17 protein-coding genes and 1 pseudogene are annotated in these 19989 nt (G+C 69.3%); 12 read left to right on the top strand and 6 right to left on the bottom strand.

The features are described from left to right. Window positions 1–22 precede the first annotated feature (22 nt). Together IE124_RS27795 and IE124_RS27790 are read left to right on the top strand one after the other, a co-directional pair. Window positions 23–4174, top strand: coding sequence for a ricin-type beta-trefoil lectin domain protein (locus IE124_RS27795; protein ID WP_189511609.1), 4152 nt, complete (start codon window positions 23–25; stop codon window positions 4172–4174). 95 nt (window positions 4175–4269) lie between these two features. Beyond that, window positions 4270–4668 (top strand): annotated as a pseudogene (locus IE124_RS27790) (tyrosine-type recombinase/integrase); the annotation flags it as partial. Between the two features lie 207 nt (window positions 4669–4875). Here IE124_RS27790 and IE124_RS27785 read toward each other — a convergent pair. Genes IE124_RS27785 through IE124_RS27775 form a run of 3 tightly spaced genes read right to left on the bottom strand, consistent with a single transcriptional unit; the run spans window position 4876 to window position 8344 of the window. Next, window positions 4876–5610, bottom strand: a complete 735-nt coding sequence (locus IE124_RS27785) for an ATP-binding cassette domain-containing protein (RefSeq protein ID WP_306432433.1) — start codon at window positions 5608–5610, stop codon at window positions 4876–4878. Next, the gene (gene pstC / locus IE124_RS27780) at window positions 5598–7430 is read right to left on the bottom strand and encodes a phosphate ABC transporter permease subunit PstC (RefSeq protein ID WP_189511607.1); all 1833 of its coding nucleotides are present in this window, start codon (window positions 7428–7430) and stop codon (window positions 5598–5600) included. The genes IE124_RS27785 and pstC overlap by 13 nt, the downstream gene beginning before the upstream one ends. 2 nt (window positions 7431–7432) lie before the next feature. Continuing rightward, entirely contained in the window at window positions 7433–8344 is a 912-nt protein-coding gene (locus tag IE124_RS27775) for a phosphate ABC transporter substrate-binding protein (RefSeq protein ID WP_189511605.1), read from the bottom strand. A gap of 858 nt (window positions 8345–9202) precedes the next feature. Between IE124_RS27775 and arsL the strand changes: the two genes are divergently transcribed. From arsL to IE124_RS27750, 5 genes are all read left to right on the top strand, one after another. After that, on the top strand, window positions 9203–10453 hold the full coding sequence (arsL, locus tag IE124_RS27770) for an arsinothricin biosynthesis radical SAM protein ArsL (RefSeq protein WP_189511603.1): 1251 nt from the start codon (window positions 9203–9205) through the stop codon (window positions 10451–10453). Between the two features lie 30 nt (window positions 10454–10483). Next, window positions 10484–11743 carry a GNAT family N-acetyltransferase gene (locus IE124_RS27765; RefSeq protein ID WP_189511601.1) on the top strand — a complete coding sequence of 420 codons (1260 nt, stop codon included), beginning with the start codon at window positions 10484–10486 and terminating at the stop codon, window positions 11741–11743. A gap of 36 nt (window positions 11744–11779) precedes the next feature. Next, on the top strand, window positions 11780–12886 hold the full coding sequence (locus IE124_RS27760) for a GTP-binding protein (protein WP_189511598.1): 1107 nt from the start codon (window positions 11780–11782) through the stop codon (window positions 12884–12886). Between the two features lie 19 nt (window positions 12887–12905). Continuing rightward, window positions 12906–13694: a methyltransferase domain-containing protein gene (locus IE124_RS27755; protein ID WP_189511596.1), complete on the top strand. Its 789-nt coding sequence runs from the start codon at window positions 12906–12908 to the stop codon at window positions 13692–13694. A gap of 182 nt (window positions 13695–13876) precedes the next feature. Beyond that, window positions 13877–14212, top strand: coding sequence for an ArsR/SmtB family transcription factor (locus IE124_RS27750; RefSeq protein WP_189511594.1), 336 nt, complete (start codon window positions 13877–13879; stop codon window positions 14210–14212). Window positions 14213–14471: 259 nt separating this feature from the next. Here the strand turns inward: IE124_RS27750 and trxB are convergent, their stop codons facing one another. Next, the gene (gene trxB, locus IE124_RS27745; RefSeq protein ID WP_189511686.1) at window positions 14472–15446 is read right to left on the bottom strand and encodes a thioredoxin-disulfide reductase; all 975 of its coding nucleotides are present in this window, start codon (window positions 15444–15446) and stop codon (window positions 14472–14474) included. Between the two features lie 29 nt (window positions 15447–15475). Further along, window positions 15476–15895: an arsenate reductase ArsC gene (locus IE124_RS27740; RefSeq protein WP_189511592.1), complete on the bottom strand. Its 420-nt coding sequence runs from the start codon at window positions 15893–15895 to the stop codon at window positions 15476–15478. A 71-nt stretch (window positions 15896–15966) separates the two neighbouring features. On the opposite strand from IE124_RS27740, the gene IE124_RS27735 reads away from it, so the two are divergent. The 4 genes from IE124_RS27735 to IE124_RS27720 all read left to right on the top strand — a co-directional run bounded on the left by IE124_RS27735 (window position 15967) and on the right by IE124_RS27720 (window position 18961). Continuing rightward, window positions 15967–16275, top strand: coding sequence for an ArsR/SmtB family transcription factor (locus tag IE124_RS27735; RefSeq protein WP_189511590.1), 309 nt, complete (start codon window positions 15967–15969; stop codon window positions 16273–16275). After that, window positions 16272–17354: an ACR3 family arsenite efflux transporter gene (gene arsB / locus IE124_RS27730; protein WP_189511588.1), complete on the top strand. Its 1083-nt coding sequence runs from the start codon at window positions 16272–16274 to the stop codon at window positions 17352–17354. Before IE124_RS27735 ends, arsB begins: the two co-directional genes overlap by 4 nt. Window positions 17355–17433: 79 nt before the next feature. Continuing rightward, on the top strand, window positions 17434–18492 hold the full coding sequence (locus IE124_RS27725; protein ID WP_189511587.1) for an ArsO family NAD(P)H-dependent flavin-containing monooxygenase: 1059 nt from the start codon (window positions 17434–17436) through the stop codon (window positions 18490–18492). An 88-nt stretch (window positions 18493–18580) separates the two neighbouring features. Further along, window positions 18581–18961: an ArsR/SmtB family transcription factor gene (locus tag IE124_RS27720; protein WP_189511585.1), complete on the top strand. Its 381-nt coding sequence runs from the start codon at window positions 18581–18583 to the stop codon at window positions 18959–18961. Between the two features lie 9 nt (window positions 18962–18970). Here IE124_RS27720 and IE124_RS27715 read toward each other — a convergent pair whose 3' ends face one another. Further along, window positions 18971–19384, bottom strand: a complete 414-nt coding sequence (locus IE124_RS27715) for an arsenate reductase ArsC (protein WP_189511583.1) — start codon at window positions 19382–19384, stop codon at window positions 18971–18973. 87 nt (window positions 19385–19471) lie between these two features. On the opposite strand from IE124_RS27715, the gene IE124_RS27710 reads away from it, so the two are divergent. Next, window positions 19472–19780, top strand: a complete 309-nt coding sequence (locus IE124_RS27710; protein ID WP_189511580.1) for an ArsR/SmtB family transcription factor — start codon at window positions 19472–19474, stop codon at window positions 19778–19780. Window positions 19781–19989: the final 209 nt, after the last annotated feature.

Raw genomic sequence — 19989 nt, 5'->3', positions numbered from 1 at the left:
GCCCGGGGCCGGGAAGCGTCCGGTGGCTCCGGCGGGTATGCCGGCGCGTACGGCGGTGGAGAAGGCGTGGGAGCTGGCGGCGGAGTCCGGCAAAGACGTACCGGTCGCTGAGCTGACGACGGAGTACTCGACCACGGTCGCTACGCCCAAGGGGACGCTGCGGTCGGAGAGCCATGTGCTGCCGCAGCGGACGAAGGGCGCGAAGGGCGGCTGGCTGACGCTGGATGACACCCTGGCGGTACGTACGGACGGGTCGGTGGCGCCGAAGGCGGCGAGTTCGGGTCTGGTCATCTCCGGTGGCGGTACGGGTCCGTTGGCGACGATGACGAGCGCTGACGGCAAGAAGCTGTCGGTGTCCTCGCCGTTCGAGGGCCCGCTGCCCAGGCCGGTGCTGCGGGGCAATGACGCGGTGTTCGAGAATGTGGCCCCTGACACCGACCTCCAGGTGAGTGCCAGCAAGTACGGCGGTTACACGACCGTGGTGGTGCTGCGGACGCCTGCGGCGGCGGCGAATCCGGCGGTGCGTGATCTGGTGTTCCCCACGGTCACGGACGGTCTGACGCTGGCGAAGGGCAAGGACGGCGGGCTGACCGCGGCGGCGGGCGAGGACACCGTCTTCCGCGCGCCCGCGCCGCTGATGTGGTCGGCCGGCGAGGCGCGCACGTCCGGTGCGCGCGGCTCCCGTTACGCCGACTTTGAGGCCGCTGCCGGCCTCAGCAGCGCCGACGGCCCCGGGGACAGTGCCACCGTGGCCAAGATCCCGGTGACCGGCGCGAAGGTGTCTGGTTCCGCCAAGGGTGCCAAGGGTGAGATCGCTCTGGCGCCGAGTCCTGAGCTGCTGGACGGCGCGAACACCAGGTACCCCATTTACGTTGACCCTTCGTGGTCGGTGGACAGCCGGGGCAAGTCGCATCACGCGTGGGTGCAGCAGGCGTACGACACGGGCAACTACGACCGTACGGGTTCGACTGACCGGGACCGTCCGGGTGTGGGCTACCAGGGCTGGGAGACCAGCAAGGGTATTGAGCGCGCGCTCTATGAGTTCGACCTGAACGGTTACGCGGGCGCGACGATCAACTACGCCAACCTTCGGCTGGAGCAGTACATCTCGGCCGACTGGTCGTGCACGACGAAGTACCCGGTGCACCTGTACCGGGCCGGGGCCTTCGGTTCGTCGGTGAAGTGGAGTAATCACCAGATCCGTGAGTGGATCCAGAACCAGTGGGTCGGCGGCAACGGCAACAGCGGTGACTGCTACGCCAACATCCCGGTGGACTTCAATGTCACCAACGCGATGCGTGACGGCATCCGTGACACGGGCACCCCGCTCGCCTTCGCCCTGACGGGCCAGGAAGGCACGGGCGACAAGATGGCGTTCAAGCGGTATGCGTACAGCGCGGTCCTCAGCGCCGAGTACGACTTCCCGCCGCGTGTACCGGAGAACCAGCGCACGGTTCCCGCCCCGCGCCGCGTGGTCGCGGGTGACACCCAGGCCTGCGGGGACGTCCCCGCTGACCAGTTCGGCTGGATCACCACCCCGACCGTCACGATCGCCTCGAAGGTCAGCAGCCCCAACCAGGGCCAGCTGACCCAGTGGCTGAACATGTGGGAGCACAACACGGGCACGACCGTGCACACGGGCTGGTCCGGCTTCGTCGCCACCGGCACCGACGCCTCGTACACCGTGCCGCTGGACGCCATCAAGGACGGTCACAACTACGGCTGGGCGGTCCACGGTGACGACGGTCTGCTGCGCGGACCCTCCACCTCCTCCTGCCACTTCGCGGTCGACATGACCCCGCCCGTGCTGGAGTTCGGCCAGTTCACCAACCCGGCCACCCAGTTCCCCCCGGCCGGCAACGGCCAGATCACCAGCCTGCGCCTCGGCGACACGGGCTCCCTGCCCGTCGTCGCATCGGACCCGAGCCCGGGCGCGGGCCTGCGCAACTCCGGACTGGCCTGCATCCAGTGGGGCTTCAACCCGCAGCTCACCGACGTCCGGCAGCAGTGCGCGCCGGCCGGCAGTGCGCTGAGCGTGAACTCCATCAGCGTCAAGCCCGCGCACTGGGGCACCAACGTCGTCTACGCGCGGGTCCTGGATGAGGCGGGCAACTCCTCCCAGACGCGGTCTTACGCGTTCTACGTGCCGTGGAAGGACGGTGCGGTCGCCTTCGGTGACACCACCGGTGACGCCCGTTCCGACATCCTGGTCCCGGACGAGGCCGGCAACCTGGTCACCCACGGCCGTGCCACTGACGGTGACAGCCGCAGCATGATCCCCAGCGGTACCGCCGCCACCGCCCTCCAGGCGCCTGAGGTCTCCTCGGGCCGTACCTGGAAGGACTACCGGACCGTCCACCGGGGTTCGCTCGACCCGGGCCGCAACGTGGATGACCTGTTCGTCCACCAGGAGCCGGCCACCGCGGGCGCGCTGGGCGGTTCGCAGTTGTTCGCCTACGACAACACGCTCTCCGCCCCGGGCCGCTTCACTTTGGGCACGAAGTCGTCGGTGGAGAAGCCGGAGTGCTCCACCGAGTACACCACCGCCTGCACCGGCTACCGCAACGAGGCGACCTGGAAGTACTCCAGCCAGATCACCCCGACCGGCCCGGCCCGCACCACCCGCACGCCCAGCCGCCAGGTCACCGATGCCACCGGCCTGCTGGCCGTGGAGGCCGGCAACCTGTGGTTCTACCCGGTCAAGACCAACCAGACCCTGGCCGCCCCGACCCTCGTCAGCGCGTCCGGCACCTGGGACGACAAGGACCTGATGGTCCCCGGCAACGCCCTGAACATCGGCACCGCCACCGACACCGCTCCGGCGCTGTGGGTGCGCAACCGCGCCAACGGCGACATCTTCCAGTACAAGCTGACCACCACCACTCGCGCCGTCGACGGATACGTCGTCATCACCGGTGTCACGGCCCAGCCCGCCACCCGCATCGGCTACGGCATCAAGGGCGCGGACTACCCGCGCGTCGGCTCCGACGGCGATGTGACCGGCGATGACATCCCGGACTTCTGGGCTGTCGGCACCGACGGCACTCTCCACGCCTGGGCGGGCACCGCCGCCAGTGGCGCCGTGACCGGCTACTCCGGCTACCACGTCCGAGGTGACGCGCAGGCCCCGACCGTGCAGTGGCGCCTGGAGGGCGACACCAAGGCCATCCCGGCCAAGAACGGCAGCGGTGTCACCAATGACGCCACCGCGACCGCGGTCACCTACGCCACCGAGACCGTCGACGGCCGTGCCCGCAAGGTCGCAGTCTTCGACACCGCGGCGAAGTCAGTCATCACCGGCCCCCTCAAGGCCGTCGACACCCGGCAGTCCTTCACCATCTCCACCTGGGCGAAGCTGGACGCCGCTGACGGTGTGATTGTCAGTCAGGACAGCACGCATGCCAGTGCGTTCATGCTGTGGGCCGACTCCGGTCACTGGCGGTTCGCCATCGCGCGCGGTGACGACGACGGCTGGCCGTATGACTTCAACGCCACCGTCACCCCGGCCAACACCTTCAGGCAGGGCGTCTGGACCCAGCTGACGGCCACCTACAACGCCACCACGGGCGCCATGAGCCTCTATGTCAACGGCACCCTGGCCTCCAGCGGCTACCACAACGTCAGCACCAGTCCCGCACCCAGCGGCGCCCTCGCGCTCGGCCGGTACAAGTACGTCAGCCAGCCCAGCAACTACCTCAAGGGCGCCATCGCCGGACTCTCCGTCTACCAGAACTACGTCCCGCCGACGACGGCCACGGACCTGCCGATCCGGTACTCCGCGTCGCCCGACTTCTGCCAGGACGCACCGCAGGGCAACGTCGGCAACGGCTACCAGCCGCAGCTGTGGGACTGCAACGGCTCCGACGCCCAGAAGTTCAGCGTCAACGCCAACGGCACCCTGACCCAGAAGGGCCAGTGTGTCGGGGCACGGGGCAACGGCACCGGCCAGGGAACTGACCTGATCTTCTGGCAGTGCCTGGGTGAGGGCGGCCAGCAGTGGCTGCCGCGCGCCGACGGCAGCATCTACAATCCGCAGTCGAACAACTGCTTCGACCTCCCGCAGGCGAAGCGCGACTGGGGTACGAAGTTCATCATGTGGGGCTGCAACGGCACCCCGGCCCAGCGCTGGAGCATCCCGACGCTGGCCACTCCGGACCTCCCCGTCGCCCCGTAACACCCGCACCACCTGATCCACCGCCCCGCACCCCGGGGCAAGGCCCGCGGCTCATCCGAGCCGCGGGCCTTTTCGTGTCCTGTGTCTACGCCGTGCCGGCGAAGCTGAAGCACCGCAAGGCGGGGGAGTTCCGGGAGGTCCCGCTGCCGCGGTCGGTGCGGGAGGCGATCGAGCGGTACGAGGCCAAGCACGGCACCACGTGGGACGGCTATCTGCTGCGCGGCCCGGGCGGCTATTTCACCGAGGGCATGGAGCGACGCCGGGTGAGGAGGCTCTTCGCCAACCTGCCGCCGGAGGAGGGGGTGGGGATGTACGGCTTCCGGCACTACTTCGCCTCGAACGCCCTCGGCAACGGCATCCCGATCACCGACGTCGCGGAGTGGATGGGCCACAAGTCCATCGAGGAGACGTACCGCACGTACCGGCACCTGATGCCCGGGAGCATCACCAAGGCCGCCCGGATCCTGGACGTCGGCCTTTGGGCGGCGGCTTAATTACCTACGGGAGCACCATCGGCCGGCGTTCTGCCTGGGCGCTCGACGAGGCACCGTCCGTGTGCCGGGTTTGGGCGGACCCTTGGCGACCAGAGCGGTGCCGGCCGGTGAGCCGACGAGATCTCGATCATGCTCCCGGGCCCGCCCTTGCGATTTCGTCGCCAGGGCGGGCCCAAGAGCGTCGAGCCCTGCGGGTTGGGCGGGCGTTCAGACCATCGCTGCGGAAGGCTCGCAGGTGGTCGGCAGGTCGATGCGGACCGTCCGGTCGCAGAGTCGTTCCACCTGCGCGGGGTCGTGCGAGACGAGTAGGACCGTCCGGTTGCCCCGCAGGGCTGCCACGGACTCCTCGACGGTGTCGCGGCTCCGCTCGTCCAGGGCGCTGGTCGGCTCGTCGAGCAGGAGGGCTGCCGGTTCGAGGGCCAGGGCGCGGGCCAGGCAGAGTCGTTGGCGCTGGCCGTTGGAGAGGGTCTGCGCTGGGGTGTCCAGGCGGTCGGCGACCTCGCTCCACAGGCCCGCCTCGCGCAGTGCCTGCTCGACACGGTCGTGCAGTTCCGTCCGGGGCGCCCGTACCAGGTGACGGAGGCCGAACAGGGCGTTGTCCAGGATGCTGCCGCCGAAGACCACGGGGGTCTGCGGCACCAGGACGACCGTGCTGCGCAGGCCGGCGTCGCCCTTGCCGTACCGGACGGGACGGCCGAGGACCTGCACCTCGCCCTCGCGGCGGAGCCCGTGGGGCAGCAGGTCGACCAGGGCGCGCAGCACCGTGGACTTGCCCGCGCCCGACGGGCCGCACAGGCCGGTGGTGGATCCGGTGGCCAGCTCGAAGGTGACCGGACCGACCAGGCGCTTCGTGCCGTCGAAGATCTGCAGGTCGCGGACCGCGATGACAGTCTTGTCGACCGTGTCGTCCAGCGGCGCGAGACCCATTGTCACGTCGTCCATCGTCGGGCTCCTTCGAAGCGGTTGCGCAGGAAGACCGCGAGGCTGAGCAGGCCCGCGGTGATCAGGACCAGGACGAGGGCGCTGCCCCATGCCTGGGCGATCGCCTCGGGGGCGCCCGAGTCCTGCGACAGGGTGAAGATGTGCGTGGGCAGGGCCTGGACCGGAGCGTTGACGATGCCGGTCGGGAGGGCGGGTGCCCCGAAGAACACCGTGGCGGTGAAGATCAGGGGGGCCGTCTCTCCCGCCGCGCGGGCCAGGCCGAGAAGCAGGCCGGTGAGCGTGGCCGGCCAGGTGTACGGGATGACCACCGAGCGGACGTACTGGGAGCTCGTCAGACCCAGCGCGAGCGCGGCCTCGGTGATTTCCGCCGGCATGCTCCGAATCCGGCCCGCGGTGGTGAGGGCGACCACCGGGATCACGACGGGCACCAGGACCACGGCGCCGGCCAGCCAGGAGCGGCCCCAGCCCATGGTCGTGCAGAAGAGGACGTACCCGGCGAGGCCCAGCAGGATCGTGGGCGTTCCGCCGACCGCGACGGTCAGCGTCTCCAGCACGCGAGCGGTCTTCGCCGAGGCGCGCGTGCCGATCACGATGCCTGCTCCATAGCCGAGGGGCAGTGCGATCAGGGCCGTGGTGGCAAGGAGCAGGAGGGTGCCGAGGATCTGGTCGCGTATACCGCCACCCGCCGCGCCTTCGGAGGCCGTGAACCAGAAGACCGGATTGAGCGCTGCGCCGCCGCGGGCCAGCAGGATGCCGAGCATGCCGACGAGGAGTGCCCCCGGCAGCAGCAGGGCCCCGAGCCGGACGGCGGTGGTGAGCCGGTCCTTCGGGGTGCGCAGCCATGCGGAGGACCGCCGGGCACGTGGAGCGCGTACGGCCCTTCCCGTGGAGCCGCGGGTGCCCCAGACGGTGGCGACGGCGACCAGGGTCAGCAGGATGATGCCCAGCCCGCACAGGGCCGCGAAGTACGGGCCGGAGGTGCCCGCGAGCATCGGCTCGGGGCCGGCCAGCTTGGTGGTGAGCGTCTGGCCGGGGCGTACGAGGAAGGAGAAGACGTCTCCGAGTGACTCGGGGAGCCGGTCGTCGGCGCGCCCGATGACCATGAAGACCGCGATGGCCTCACCCAGCGCCCGCGCCAGGCCGAGCAGGACGCCGGCCCGCATGCCGGGACGGGCCTGGGGCAGGACGGCCGACCGCACGACCTCGCGCCGGGTCAGGCCGAGGGAGTACGCGGCCTCCCGGTACCGGCCGGGTACGGCGGCCAGCGCGTCCACGCTGACCGCCACGATCGTCGGCATGATCATCACGGCGAGGACGATGCCGGCGGCGAGCAGGCTGTCTCCGCCCGGCACGTCACCGAGGTCTGCCACGAAGGGCCTGATCACCATGATGCCGATCAGGCCGTAGACGATGGAGGGGACCGCTGCCAGGAGTTCGATGCTCAGGCGCAGCGGCTTGGCGAGGCGAGGCGGAAGGTACTCGGACAGGGCGACGGCCGCCGCCCAGCCCACGGGGACGGCGAGAACCAGTGCCAGGACGCAGACGACCGCCGATCCGTAGATCATGGCCAGGCCGCCGAACGCGAGGTTCCCCGGGCTCCAGGTGGACGAGGTGAGCAGTGCCGTCCAGTCGACGGTTCCACTCGCGATGCCCGTGACCAGGTAGCCGAGCAGGACCGTGAGGGTGAGCAGCACCGACAGGATGCCGCTGTAGGCCCAGCCCCAGACCCATCTCGCCCGGCTGCCGCGGCCGCTCCCGGGGGAGGGCCGCGGCACGGCGGGTCCGGGCGCCTGGGTGGGGCGCTCCAGAGTGAGACCCATGATCAGAGGCCCATCTGCTCACGCGTGAGGTAGCCGTGCTTGGGCAGCAGCTTCTGGCCCTCGGGCGAGAGGATGTAGTCGATGTACTGCTTGACGCCGTCCTTCGGCTTGCCGTTGGTGATCATGTACAGGGGGCGGGTCATCGGGTACTTGCCGGACGCCACGTTCGCCAGGGTGGGGGCGACGCCTTCCAGAGGCACGGCGACCAGCTCGGGGTGACCGTCGATGAAACCGGTGGACAGCGGGGCGATGGAACCGCGGGTGGACTTGAGCTTGTTGCGGGTCTCCAGGTTGCCGCCGACGATGGCGTAGTTCGCCGACTTGGGCGGGGCCGGCGGCTCGCCCTTGCCGTAGATGAACTTGTCCAGCACCTCACGGGTGCCACGGCCGGGCTCCTTGTCGTACACGAAGACCTGGAGGTCGGGACCGCCGACCTCCTTCCAGTTCGTGATCTTGCCCTCGAACAGGCCCGCGACCTGCGCCTTGGTCAGGCCCTTGACACCGCCGTCGGCCACTTCCTTCGTGATGATCACGCCGACGGCGTCCGCGCCGATCTGCGTGGTCACGAAGTCCGTGTCGGGGTAGGCCTTCTGGTCCTTCTCCGACAGAGGCTTGGAGCTCAGCGCGATGTTGATCTGGCCGGTGCCGAGCTGGGAGATGCCGCCGGCGGAGCCGCCCTGGGTGGCGACGGTGATGTTCAGGCCCTTGGCCTTCAGCGCCTCGGCCGCATCGGATGCCACCGGGGCGACGGTGGTGGAGCCGCTGGCCTGGATGGCGTCCGAGCCGGCCTTCGCGGAGCCGGCGCAGCCGGTCAGGGCGGCGGAGAGGAGGAGGGACGCGGAGGCGACGGAAGCGCCCTGGCGGACGCGCCGGCCGGTGAGGCGCGCTGCTCTGCTGCGGGATTCGGTGGACATGAAAGACATGGCGGTGCCTTTGCGGTGATGGAGGGACGGTGATCGGGGAACACCGGTAGCGGATTGCCACCCGTAGGGCATGCGGGTCTGAGGTTCGGGACGTGGAAGAGGTGTGGCCGTGAGCACCGGTCGCGCCCCTGTCGCGTGGACGGGGAGAGACGCCGGACGAGAGTGCGGGGGCGCCGGGAGGACGGTTGTGTGACCACCGGGCTTGCGGATGACGGCTGTTCAGGGCCTGAAGCCCGAACTCCCTGAGATCTCTCTCGCTTGCAGGTTGAACTCGCGCCGGACCGTGGGGAGTCGCCGTCGGATCCTCACGCGTCTCTGTGATTGAAGCTCGGCCCGCTCCCCTTTGAAGGGCCTGAAGAATCAAGGCGTCGGTAGCCGTTCACCCGCTGACCCCGGGTGCGGACCGTGATGCCGTGGCCGAACGCTACCGTCTCGGACTCGCCCTGGCGAGATCTGGTGAGGCGAAATCATCGATGATCAGCGATTGAATTTGAGTCATGCGCCGAGATGACAGGTGGGTCACCTGCGGTCGACAACGAAATTCGAAGCCCTGGTGACCGCCACTCGGCACCTTCGCTCTGGACGGCTTCCAGCTGTGTGAACAAGGGGATTCAGGTGAGTGACTTCTCTTCGCATCCAGTTACAGAGGAGGGCGAATCGGGGCACTGATACCCCGCGACGACGGCGGTCCGCAGGGATGGTCTTTCAGTCATTCATCGATCTATTGACATACATCGCTCAACGCTGGCAGGGTTCCGGCCGTCGGTCGACAGCGTCGTTACCGACCTGGGCCCTGACCCGGCCCCCTCTCGATCCGTCACGCTCCTTGATCACTCCCTGGGGGGAAGTGTGAGTAGTGCCCGTGTTCTGGTTGCCTCCGCGTTCGAAGCGGAGCTCCAGCCCCTGACCTCCGCGTGTGCGGCTGCCGCTCTGCAGCAGCACGGCGCCGACGTCGTCGGTTGGGACGCGCACCTGCTTCCCGACGCCATTCCGGAAGGCCCCTTCGACCTCACGCTCGTCTCGGTCCAGCAGTTCGAGGGCCTCGAGCGCGGAATCGCCCTGGCGCGCAGGGTCTCGGAGGCGTACGGCACCACGGTCGTGACCTTCGGTCAGTACGCGCAGATGAACCACCGGGAGTTCCTGGAGGTCGCCGACGGCATCATCATGGAGGAGCCCGAACTCATCAGCGAGGAGCTGGCCCAGCTCGCCGCCGGCACCATCGCGCTCGACGCGGTGCCCGCCCTGATGACCCGTACGGGCATGCGTCCCAAGCCCCCGCGCCGGCGCATCTCGGTCACCAAGCCCGCCCGGGACCTGTTCCCCTCCCTCGTGCACTACCCGGCGCACCACTCGCCGTTCGGCCTGATGGGCAACATCGAGGCCTCCCGCGGCTGCCACCACAAGTGCACCTACTGCTCCGTCTACGGCGCGTACGACGGTGGCGTCGCCGCCTACGACGCCGACAGCGTCCTGGCCGACGCGCTGCAGCTGGCGGAGGAGGGCGTACGGCATTTCTGCTTCATCGACGCCGAGTTCTTCAACTCCCGCACCATCGGCATCGGTGTGGTCGAGCGACTCGTCGAGGCCATCGGCCCCATCACCTTCGAGTTCACCACCCGCGTCGACCACGTCCTCGACTACACCAAGGAGCTGGAGAAGCTCGTCTCGCTCGGGCTGCGCCGCGTCACCTGCGCCCTCGAGTTCCCCTCCGACCGCATCCTGCGCATCTTCGACAAGCACATCGACGTCGACCACATGCGCGAGGCGGTCGACGAGGCCGAGCGGATCGGCTTCGAGCTCTACCCGACGTTCATCCCGTTCACCCCGTGGATCGAGTACGAGGAGCTCCTCGGCTTCGAGGACTGGCTGGTCGAGACGGGCCTCGCCCGCGTCACCGACCCCACCGCGCTGCAGACCCGACTGCTGCTGTTCAAGGGCTCCCCGCTGCTCTCCTCGCCGTGGATGGAGGACATCGCCACCGTCGACCGCGGCTTCTGGGTCGAGTGGACCCACCCCGACAAGCGCGTCGAGGAGCTCTGGCAGGAGCGTCGCACCGACGCCGAGGACGCGGGCAAGATCCGCTGCTGCGTGAAGTGCTGACCCACCCGCTCACAAGAAAAGGACACTGACATGGGTGGATCACCCCGCGTCGTCATCTCCACCGGCCAGGCCCTCCCGGACATGGACTGGACCGGCGAGCTCGCCGGCCTCACCGACTCGTGGCCGTACCTCGGCCCCAGCTGGCTGCGGGCCACGGAGAAGGTGCTCCCCGACGTCCAGCCCTGGCACACCCTCGCCCACCGGGCCCGCGGCGAACTGGCCCTCCTCCCCGGCTACATCCTCACCACCCCGCCGGTCGTCGACCACGAGCCGCGCACCTACCTGGGATGGCAGGCGCCCTCCGGCGAAGAGGTGTGCTGCGGCGCCGAGACCGATGCCGCGCGCAGCGCCGAGGTCGACGCCCTGGGAACCGAGCCCTTCTTCCCGACCCTCCTCCTCGGCTCCCCGCTGGGCTACCGCACCGAGGTCGCCTACAACTTCTGGACTCCCACGCTGATGGGGTCCATCGTCGACAAGCTCGTGCCCGCCGCCTTCGAGGCCGGCATCCGCTGCATCGTCGCCCCCTGGATCCCCAGCCGGCGCGGCAACGACGCCCTCGTCGACGCGCTCAACGCGGCCGGTGCGTCCAGCACCTTCTGGGGCTACGAGGACTTCATGAGCCTCGACGCGCCGAACTGGGAAGGACACCTCGCCGCCCTGCCGCTGAAGAAGCGCCAGCGCATCAAGGGCGACGTCCGCCGCGCTGAAGCGGCCGGCGTGACGATCGAGCGGGTCGACGGAACCGACATCCGCCCCTACGTCGCCCGCATCGCCGAACTCACCTGTCTCAACAGGGAGAAGAACGGCGCCGGCGAGGAACCCGAGCACATCGTGGGCATCCTCTCCGCTCTGATCGACGAGGGTGCGGACGTCCGCGCCTACCTCGGCTACAAGGACGGCGCGCTGGTCGCCACCTGCGTCACCATCCGCAAGAACCACCGCCTCTTCCCGAAGTGGGCCGGCTTCGACTACGCCGCGATCGGCGAGCGCAGCGGCATCTACTTCGCCCTCGTCCTCGACGCGCCCGTCCGCGACGCCTACGCCGAGGGGCTGCGCACCGTCGAGTTCGGCGCCGGCGCCCACCAGGCGAAGGCCCTGCGCGGCTGCACCCCGCGCGAAGTCACCACCTCGATGCTGCTCTCCGACCCGGCGCTGCGGCCGCAGGCGAACGCCTGGCTCGATGCCTTCGGAAACAGCAGGCGCGTCGCGTTCGGCGCCGCGTCCCCCGCCCCGGCCCAGCCCGCGAACCTGCCCCTCCTGGGCGGCTCCGGCGACAGCTGCTGCGGCTGACCCGCCCGACTCCACGACAAGGACGAGAAGGACCACATGATCACCTTCATCCCCCTGACCGGATTCCTCGGGGCGGGCAAGACCACGACCATGACCGCCGCCGCGCTCGCGCTCCAGGAGCAGGGCCGCAAGGTCGCCGTCATCACCAACGACCAGGGCGTCGAACTGGTCGACACCAAGCTGGTGCGCAGCAAGCTCGACAGCGTCGCCGAGGTCACCGGCGGCTGTTTCTGCTGCAAGTTCGAGGACCTCGTCGAGGCGATCGTCGCGCTCGTCGCCTCCGACAGCGTCGACACCGTGATAGCCGAGGCCGTCGGCAGCTGCACGGACCTCCAGGCCACCGTTGTGCGACCGCTCCGCCAATACTACGGCGACGACATGGTCGTCGCCCCGCTGACCACCGTGGTCGACCCCCTGCGGCACCTGGCCTTCGCCCGCGCCGCCGAGAGGGGCGAGCCGGAGTCGGACCTCTCGTACCTCTTCCGACAGCAGGTCACCGAGGCCGACGTCATCGCCGTGAACAAGCTGGACACCATCAAGCCGGAGCGGGCCGAGGAACTCCTCGCCGCGCTCCGTACGAGCAACCCGAAGGCGACCGTCGTCGGATATTCGGCCACCACGGGTGCCCACCTGGACACGCTCCTCGACGCCTGGCAGGCTCCGGCGACGAACGAGGACGTCGTCCTCGACATCGACTACGACCGCTACGCGGCCGCCGAGGCCCAGCTCGCCTGGATGAACCAGGAGCTCGACCTCACCGCCGCCGGGGAGGATTTCGACGCGACCGCCTGGGCCCGTACCGTCCTCCAGGAGCTGTCCGTCTGGTCCGCGGAGCACGACGCCGTGATCGGCCACGCCAAGATCACGGTGGAGACGGCCGACGGCGACTTCGCCAAGCTGAGCCTCACCGAGTCCGGCGCGCAGCCCACCCTCGACCGCGCCGCCAGCGCACACGCGCCGGCCGGCCGGGCCGTCGTCAACGCCCGGGTCGCCTGCGAACCCGACGCCCTGGACGCGGCCGTCACCGAGGCCGTCAAGGCCGCCGACCTGGCCACCGCCGTCACCTCCTCGGCGACCACCCCGGTGTCGTTCAAGCCCTCCTACCCGCGCCCCGTCCACCGCCTCGCCCCCGCCGGCGCCTGACCGAGAAGGACCACCTGCCATGAGCGACACCACCACTGCCGGCAGCCTGCAGGAAGAGGTCCGGGAGTACTACCGGGCCAAGGCCGCCGAAGCCGAGACGAGCGGCGCCTGCTGCTCGCCCGACCCGCAGACCTTCGGCCCCGCCGCGTATGACGAGATCGGCCCCGGCACCGCACCGGACGCCGCCCTCCTCGCCAGCCTCGGCTGCGGCAACCCGAGCGCCGTCGCCGAACTGCGCGAGGGCGAGACGGTCCTGGACCTCGGCTCCGGCGGCGGCTTGGACGTCATCCTCAGCGCCCGGCGCGTCGGCCCCGACGGCCGCGTCTTCGGCCTGGACTTCCTGGAGGAGATGCTCGCCCTCGCCGCCCGCAACGTCGACGACGCCGAGATCGACAACGTCGTCCTCCTCAAGGGCACGATCGAGTCCATCCCGCTGCCCGCCGACACCGTCGACGTGATCATCTCCAACTGCGTGATCAACCTGTCGCTGAACAAGCCCGCCGTCTTCGCCGAGATGGCGCGCGTTCTCACCCCCGGCGGACGCCTCGGCATCAGCGACGTCGTCGCCGAGGACCGGCTCAGCCCCGAGGAGCGAGCGGAACGCGGCGGGCACAGCCAGTGCATCGCGGGTGCCCTGTCGGTCGCCGAGTACAAGGAACTCCTCGACGCGGTCGGCCTGAAGGACGCGGAGGTCGTCTTCACTCAGGAGGCGGCCGACGGCCTCCACGCCGCCATCATCCGCGCCCGCAAGCCGGTCGACGGCACCGCCGACGCGCAGGAGTGCGAGCCGGGCGGCACCTGCTGCTGAGCACGTCATCGCACGCGAACCGTGGCCGGAGCTCAGAGCTCCGGCCACGGTTCGCACCGTTGTACTCGCCCGCGTCCCCTCGTGACCGTGGGCGGACGACCACGCTCCCGATGGCTCGACCGGTCCGCACTTCGCCGCTGCCGACGGCGCGGAGGCGATCCCCGTGGCCGCTAAGGATTCCCATGTCCGAAACGTCACTCGACCGGGAGACCGTCGAGGAGTACGCCCGCTGGTTCCGAGCCCTGGCAGACCCCACGCGCATCCGCATCATGCGGTTCCTGAGCGGTCGACCGGAGCCCGTGCCGGTGGGCGAGATCGTCGACCACCTTCGACTCAACCAGTCGACCGTTTCGCACCACCTGAAGATCCTCCACACCGCCCGCTTCCTGACCAGGCGCCGGGCCGGTGCCAGCATCCGGTACGCCGTCAACCCCCGCTGCGTCTCCGAGTTCCCCAGCGCCGCCGACATCCTCGTCGGCGCACCGGTCCACTCGTGCGGGGAGCCGGAATCCAGCTGAAAGCCCTTCGCCCGTAGCCGTGCCGCAGGCGTCTACCGAGCAGGTCCTCACCGCGAGCAGAGCAGATCAGCCGGCAACGAGTCTCGTTGCCGGCTTCTTGTGCTCACGTGCGGCCGCACGAAGACCGAAAACCGGCTGCGGTGTGACTCGTCGTGCCGACCGGTGGAGAGTGCCAGCTCCTGCCCGGCAGGTCCGCCAACGCGACGGGCAGGAGCTGGTGTTCATGGGGAGGGCCGACAGCGTGGGCTTCGCTGGTGCCTCAGGCTGTGACGGTGACGCTCTCGGCGGCCTTGCGCTTGTCGGCAAGGGCGGCGAGGTACCGCTCCGCATCGAGTGCGGCCTGGCAGCCGGAGCCCGCGGCCGTGATGGCCTGGCGGTAGGTGTGGTCGACGACGTCGCCGGCGGCGAAGACTCCCGGCAGGTTCGTGCGGGTGGAGGGCGCCTTCACCTTGATGTAGCCCTCGTCGTCGAGGTCGACCTGGCCGGTGAAGAGTTCGGTGCGCGGGTCGTGGCCGATGGCGATGAACAGGCCGGTGGCATCGAGATCGCGGGTCATGCCCGTGAAGGTGTCGCGCAGGACGACGCCGGCGAGCATGCCGTTCTCGGCCTTGATCTCCGCGATCTCGCTGTCGAAGGCGAAGGAGATCTTGTCGTCCGCGAAGGCCCGGCTCTGCATGACCTGGGAGGCGCGCAGGGTCGAGCGCCGATGGACGACGGTGACGGAGCGGGCGAAACGGGTGAGGAAGGTGGCTTCCTCCATGGCGGTGTCTCCGCCGCCGACCACGACGATGTCGCGGTCACGGAAGAAGAAGCCGTCGCACGTGGCGCACCACGAGACACCGCGGCCCGAGAGCTCGTCTTCGTTGGGGAGACCGAGCTTGCGGTAGCCGGAGCCGGTTGCGAGGATCACGGCCTTGGCGCGGTGGACCGTTCCCTCGCTGTCGGTGAGTTCCTTGATGGCTCCGGTCAGGTCGACGGAGACGATGTCGTCGTCGATCATCTCCGCGCCGAAGCGCTCGGCCTGGGCCCTCATGTCGTCCATGAGGTCGGGTCCGTCGATGCCGGTGGGGAAGCCGGGGAAGTTCTCGACCTCGGTCGTCGTGGTCAGGGACCCTCCGACGAAGATCGAGCTGCCGAAGAGCAGAGGCTTGAGCTGGGCGCGGGCCGTGTAGAGGGCTGCGGTGTATCCGGCGGGTCCGGAGCCTATGACGATGACCTCACGGACGTCGTCCACGGTCGCCGTGTTCGAGTCGGTCAAGGGAGTCACGCCTCCTGCTTCGCGTCGATCTCGGCGATGAGGCCCTCGATCAGGACCTTGATCTCGTCACGGATCGGACGGACGGCCTCGACACCCTGGCCGGCCGGGTCCTCCAGGGCCCAGTCGAGGTAGTTCTTGCCGGGGAAGACCGGGCAGGCGTCGCCGCAGCCCATGGTGATGACGTAGTCCGACGCCTGGACGGCCTCGGTGGTCAGCACCTTGGGCTGCTGGTCGGAGATGTCGACGCCGACCTCGGCCATGGCCTCGACGGCGGCCGGGTTGACCTGGTCGCCGGGAATCGAACCGGCGGAGCGGACCTCGACGCGGTCGCCGGCCAGGTGGCGCAGGAATCCGGCGGCCATCTGGGAGCGGCCCGCGTTGTGGACGCAGACGAAGAGCACGGAGGCGAGCGGAGCGGTGGTCATCGGTTCTTCCTTGGCGGCAAGAGGTCAGCCCCGGCTGGTATCAGCAGCGAGTGATGTGACAGTATCAGTCCATGATGACGTCAGTCGATACTGATTTGATCCGGGTTCTGGCAGATCCCCTCAGGCTCCAGATCGTGACCCTGCTCGCCCGCGAGACCCTCTGCACCACCCACCTCGTCGAGGAGACGGGCGCCAAGCAGACCAACCTCTCCAACCACCTGCGCGTGCTGCGCGAGGCCGGTGTGGTGGAGACGGAGCCCTGCGGTCGCTTCACGTACTACCGCCTGAGGCCGGACGTCATCGCCCAGCTGGCCGGCCAGTTCGCCGACCTGGCCGCCTCCGCCCGTACCGCTGCCGAGAACAAGAGGGCCTGTCCGTGACCCCCACCCAAGCCCCCTCTCAGGCCCCGGATTCCTCGGTCGTCGCGAAGCTGTCGACACTGGACCGCTTCCTCGCCGTCTGGATCCTCCTCGCCATGGGCCTTGGCCTCGGGCTCGGGCGGCTGATCCCCGGCCTGAACGACGCTTTGGCCAAGGTCGAGATCGGCGGCATCTCGCTGCCCATCGCCGTGGGCCTGCTGATCATGATGTACCCGGTCCTCGCCAAGGTCCGGTACGACAGGCTCGACGCCGTCACCGGCGACAAGAAGCTCATGGTCTCTTCGCTCGTCATCAACTGGATCCTCGGCCCGGCACTCATGTTCGCCCTCGCCTGGATCTTCCTGCCGGACCTGCCGGAGTACCGCACCGGCCTGATCATCGTCGGCCTCGCCCGCTGCATCGCCATGGTGATCATCTGGAACGACCTGGCCTGCGGCGACCGCGAGGCCGCCGCGGTCCTCGTCGCGCTGAACTCGGTCTTCCAGGTCATCGCCTTCGGTGTCCTTGGCTGGTTCTACCTCGACCTGCTGCCCGGCTGGCTCGGCCTCGGCGAGGGCGAGACGCTCGACATCTCGATGGGGAAGATCGCCCTGAACGTCGTCATCTTCCTCGGCGTTCCGTTGGCGGCCGGGTTCCTCACCCGCCGGACCGGTGAGAGGAGGATGGGCCGGGAGCAGTACGAGACGAGGTTCCTGCCGAAGATCGGACCGTGGGCGCTCTACGGGTTGCTCTTCACGATCGTCATCCTCTTCGCCCTTCAGGGGAAGACCATCACCTCGCAGCCGCTGGACGTGGCGAGGATCGCCCTCCCGCTCCTCGTCTACTTCGCGGTGATGTGGTTCGGCACTTTCGCCCTCGGCAAGGCCATCGGCCTCCCCTACGACCGCACCGCAACGCTCGCCTTCACCGCCGCCGGCAACAACTTCGAACTCGCCATCGCCGTCGCCATCGCCACCTTCGGCGTCACCTCCGGCCAGGCCCTCTCCGGAGTCGTCGGCCCCCTCATCGAGGTCCCGGTCCTGGTCGCGCTCGTGTACGTGTCGCTGGCCTGGCGCAGGAAGTTCGCCCCCGCCCAGTAGTGGCCCCGCCGAATCGCTACTCTGCGCCTCGCCTCTCTATCGCGGCGAGGCGCAGCCGCACGAAGGGAAAGCCGAGGAGATGAGCAAGGCACTCGACGTCGTCGTGATCGGCGGTGGCCAGTCGGGACTCGCCGCCGCATACCACCTGCGCCGCCTCGGCGGCCTCGACTTCGCCGTCCTGGACGCTCAACCCGCGCCGGGTGGGGCCTGGCAACACGCGTGGGACTCGTTGCACCTCTTCTCGCCGGCCGCGTACTCGTCCCTGCCCGGTCGCCTCATGCCGCCACAACAGGGCGAGACGTACCCGGACGCCGCGCACGTCGTGGACTACCTGACCGACTACGAGCAGCGCTACGAGCTCCCCGTTCATCGGCCCGTTCGCGTCGAGGCAGTACGCCGCGACGGCGGGTACCTGCGTGTCGAGACCGACTCCGGCACCTGGCGTGCCCGCGCCGTCGTCAGCGCCACCGGCTCGTGGTCACGGCCGTTCCTTCCCTCTGTCCCGGGCCGTGGCTCATTTCTGGGGCGGCAGCTTCACACCGTCGAGTACCGCACCCCAGGTGAGTTCGCCGGAATGCGGGTCATCGTCGTCGGCGGCGGAAACTCCGGAGCACAGATCGCCGCCGATCTCGCGTACGACACCGGCCTCACCTGGGTCACCCAGCGGCCCGCACGGTTCCTGGCCGACGACATCGACGGCCGCGCCCTCTTCGACCACGCCACGGCCCGCCGCCGTGCCCTCGACGAAGGCCGCACCGACGGCGGGGGAGTCGCCTCGCTCGGTGACATCGTCGCCGTTCCGCCCGTACGCGAAGCCCGCGACGCGGGCCTCCTCAAGGCGCAACCGATGTTCACGCGCCTGACGGAGACCGGCGTCGAGTGGGCTGACGGAACGCGGGCCGAGGCCGACGCGATCATCTGGTGCACCGGCTTCCGTCCCGCTCTCGCCCACCTCGCCCCACTCGGGCTACGCGGTCCGCGCGGACACATCCCCACCCGGGGGACGGAGGCTCTCGAAGAGCCCCGCCTTCATCTGCTCGGGTACGGCGACTGGACCGGGCCGGCCTCAGCGACCCTTGTCGGCGTCGGCCGTCCCGCACGCGAAGCCGCGCGGTCCATCGCAGCCCTCCTGCGCTGACGTGGCGCGGGTGAACGAACGGTGAACGCCTGACGGATATCACTCCTCGGATTCGCCATGCGATCTTGTCGCCTCGTATGGTGTCCGGATGGCAACTCCGTTGGCAGGCATACCGATCGAGGACGTGAGCGAGGAGCACTGTGTGCCCTGCTCCCCGGGACTTCTCATCGGCCACGACGAAGTCGAGACGCTGTCTGTCCAGTTGAAGGCGATGGCCGACCCGACCCGCCTCCAGATCGTCCACCTCATCGATCAGGCGCCGGCCGGCGAGCTCTGTGTCTGCGACCTGACCGAGTCGCTCGACCTGGCGCAGCCCACGGTGAGCCGTCACCTGAAGATCCTCACCACCGCGGGACTGCTGCGCCGTGAGCAGCGAGGAACGTGGGCCTGGTTCTCGATTCGCTGGGATGCCCTGCAGGAGCTCAGGAAGCAGGCCTTCCCTCGGGGGATCGACTGCTCACCGTACTGATCATCCGGTTCAATGCGCCGGAGTCACGTTCATCTCCGCGATGAGATCCTCGACGAGGCCCCTGATGGCATCACGGATGGGGCGCACCGCCTCCACGCCCTGCCCGGCCGGGTCGTCCAGCTTCCAGTCGAGGTAGCGCTTGCCGGGGAACACCTCGCAGGTGTCCCCGCAGCCCATCGTGACGCACACGTCCGACTCGCTGACGGCTTCCGTGGTGAGGATCTTGGGGACCTCCGCGGACATGTCGATGCCGACTTCACGCATCGCCTCGACCGCCGCCGGGTTCACCGCCGAGGCCGGCGCGGAGCCCGCCGAACGGACCTCGATCCGGTCGCCGGCCAAGTGGCGAAGCCATGCGGCGGCCATCTGGGACCGGCCTGCGTTGTGAATGCATACGAACAGGACAGAGGGCATCCGGGACACCTGCTTCTCCTCAAATGGATTGTTGTACAACGGTGTTGACAATCGGGCGGTTGACACCGGTTGTGCTTGGTGTGTCACGATCGGGGCATGCTGACGTCGGTGAACGCGGAACTGCTGAGGGCCCTGGCGGACCCTCTGCGGCTTCGCATCGTGTGCCTGCTTGCCCGTGAGTCGCTGTGTACGACTCATCTCGTCGAAGAGACGGGCGCGCGGCAGACGAACCTGTCCAACCATCTCCGGGTTCTCCGGGAATCGGGCGTCGTGGAGACCGAGCCCTGCGGGCGCTTCACCTACTACCGGCTGCGGCCCGAGGCGCTGGCCGATCTGGCCACATTCTTCGGCGGCTTGGTCGAAGGAGGGTGCGAAGCCTCTGTCGCCCGGCGGCCTTGCGGTTGAAAGTCCGGCCGCTTCTCCTTCGAAGCGTCCTCGCCGTCTCGACGTCCACTCGCCCCTGACGCCGTGGGCTGCGGATCTCGATCCGTGTGCGAACGCTACCCCTTCCGAGCGCCTCTTGCGACCCCGGTACAGGTGACTTGACCGTGGCGGCGACCGAGTGGGGGAAGGGGCGTCAGGTGTCATCTGTCGCCTCTGCATCATCGATGGCC

The organism is Streptomyces narbonensis (assembly GCF_014649015.1).
Lineage (GTDB): Bacteria > Actinomycetota > Actinomycetes > Streptomycetales > Streptomycetaceae > Streptomyces > Streptomyces narbonensis.
The sequence above is the reverse complement of the archived record's forward strand: the minus strand, read 5'-3'. Positions and strand labels throughout refer to the sequence as shown.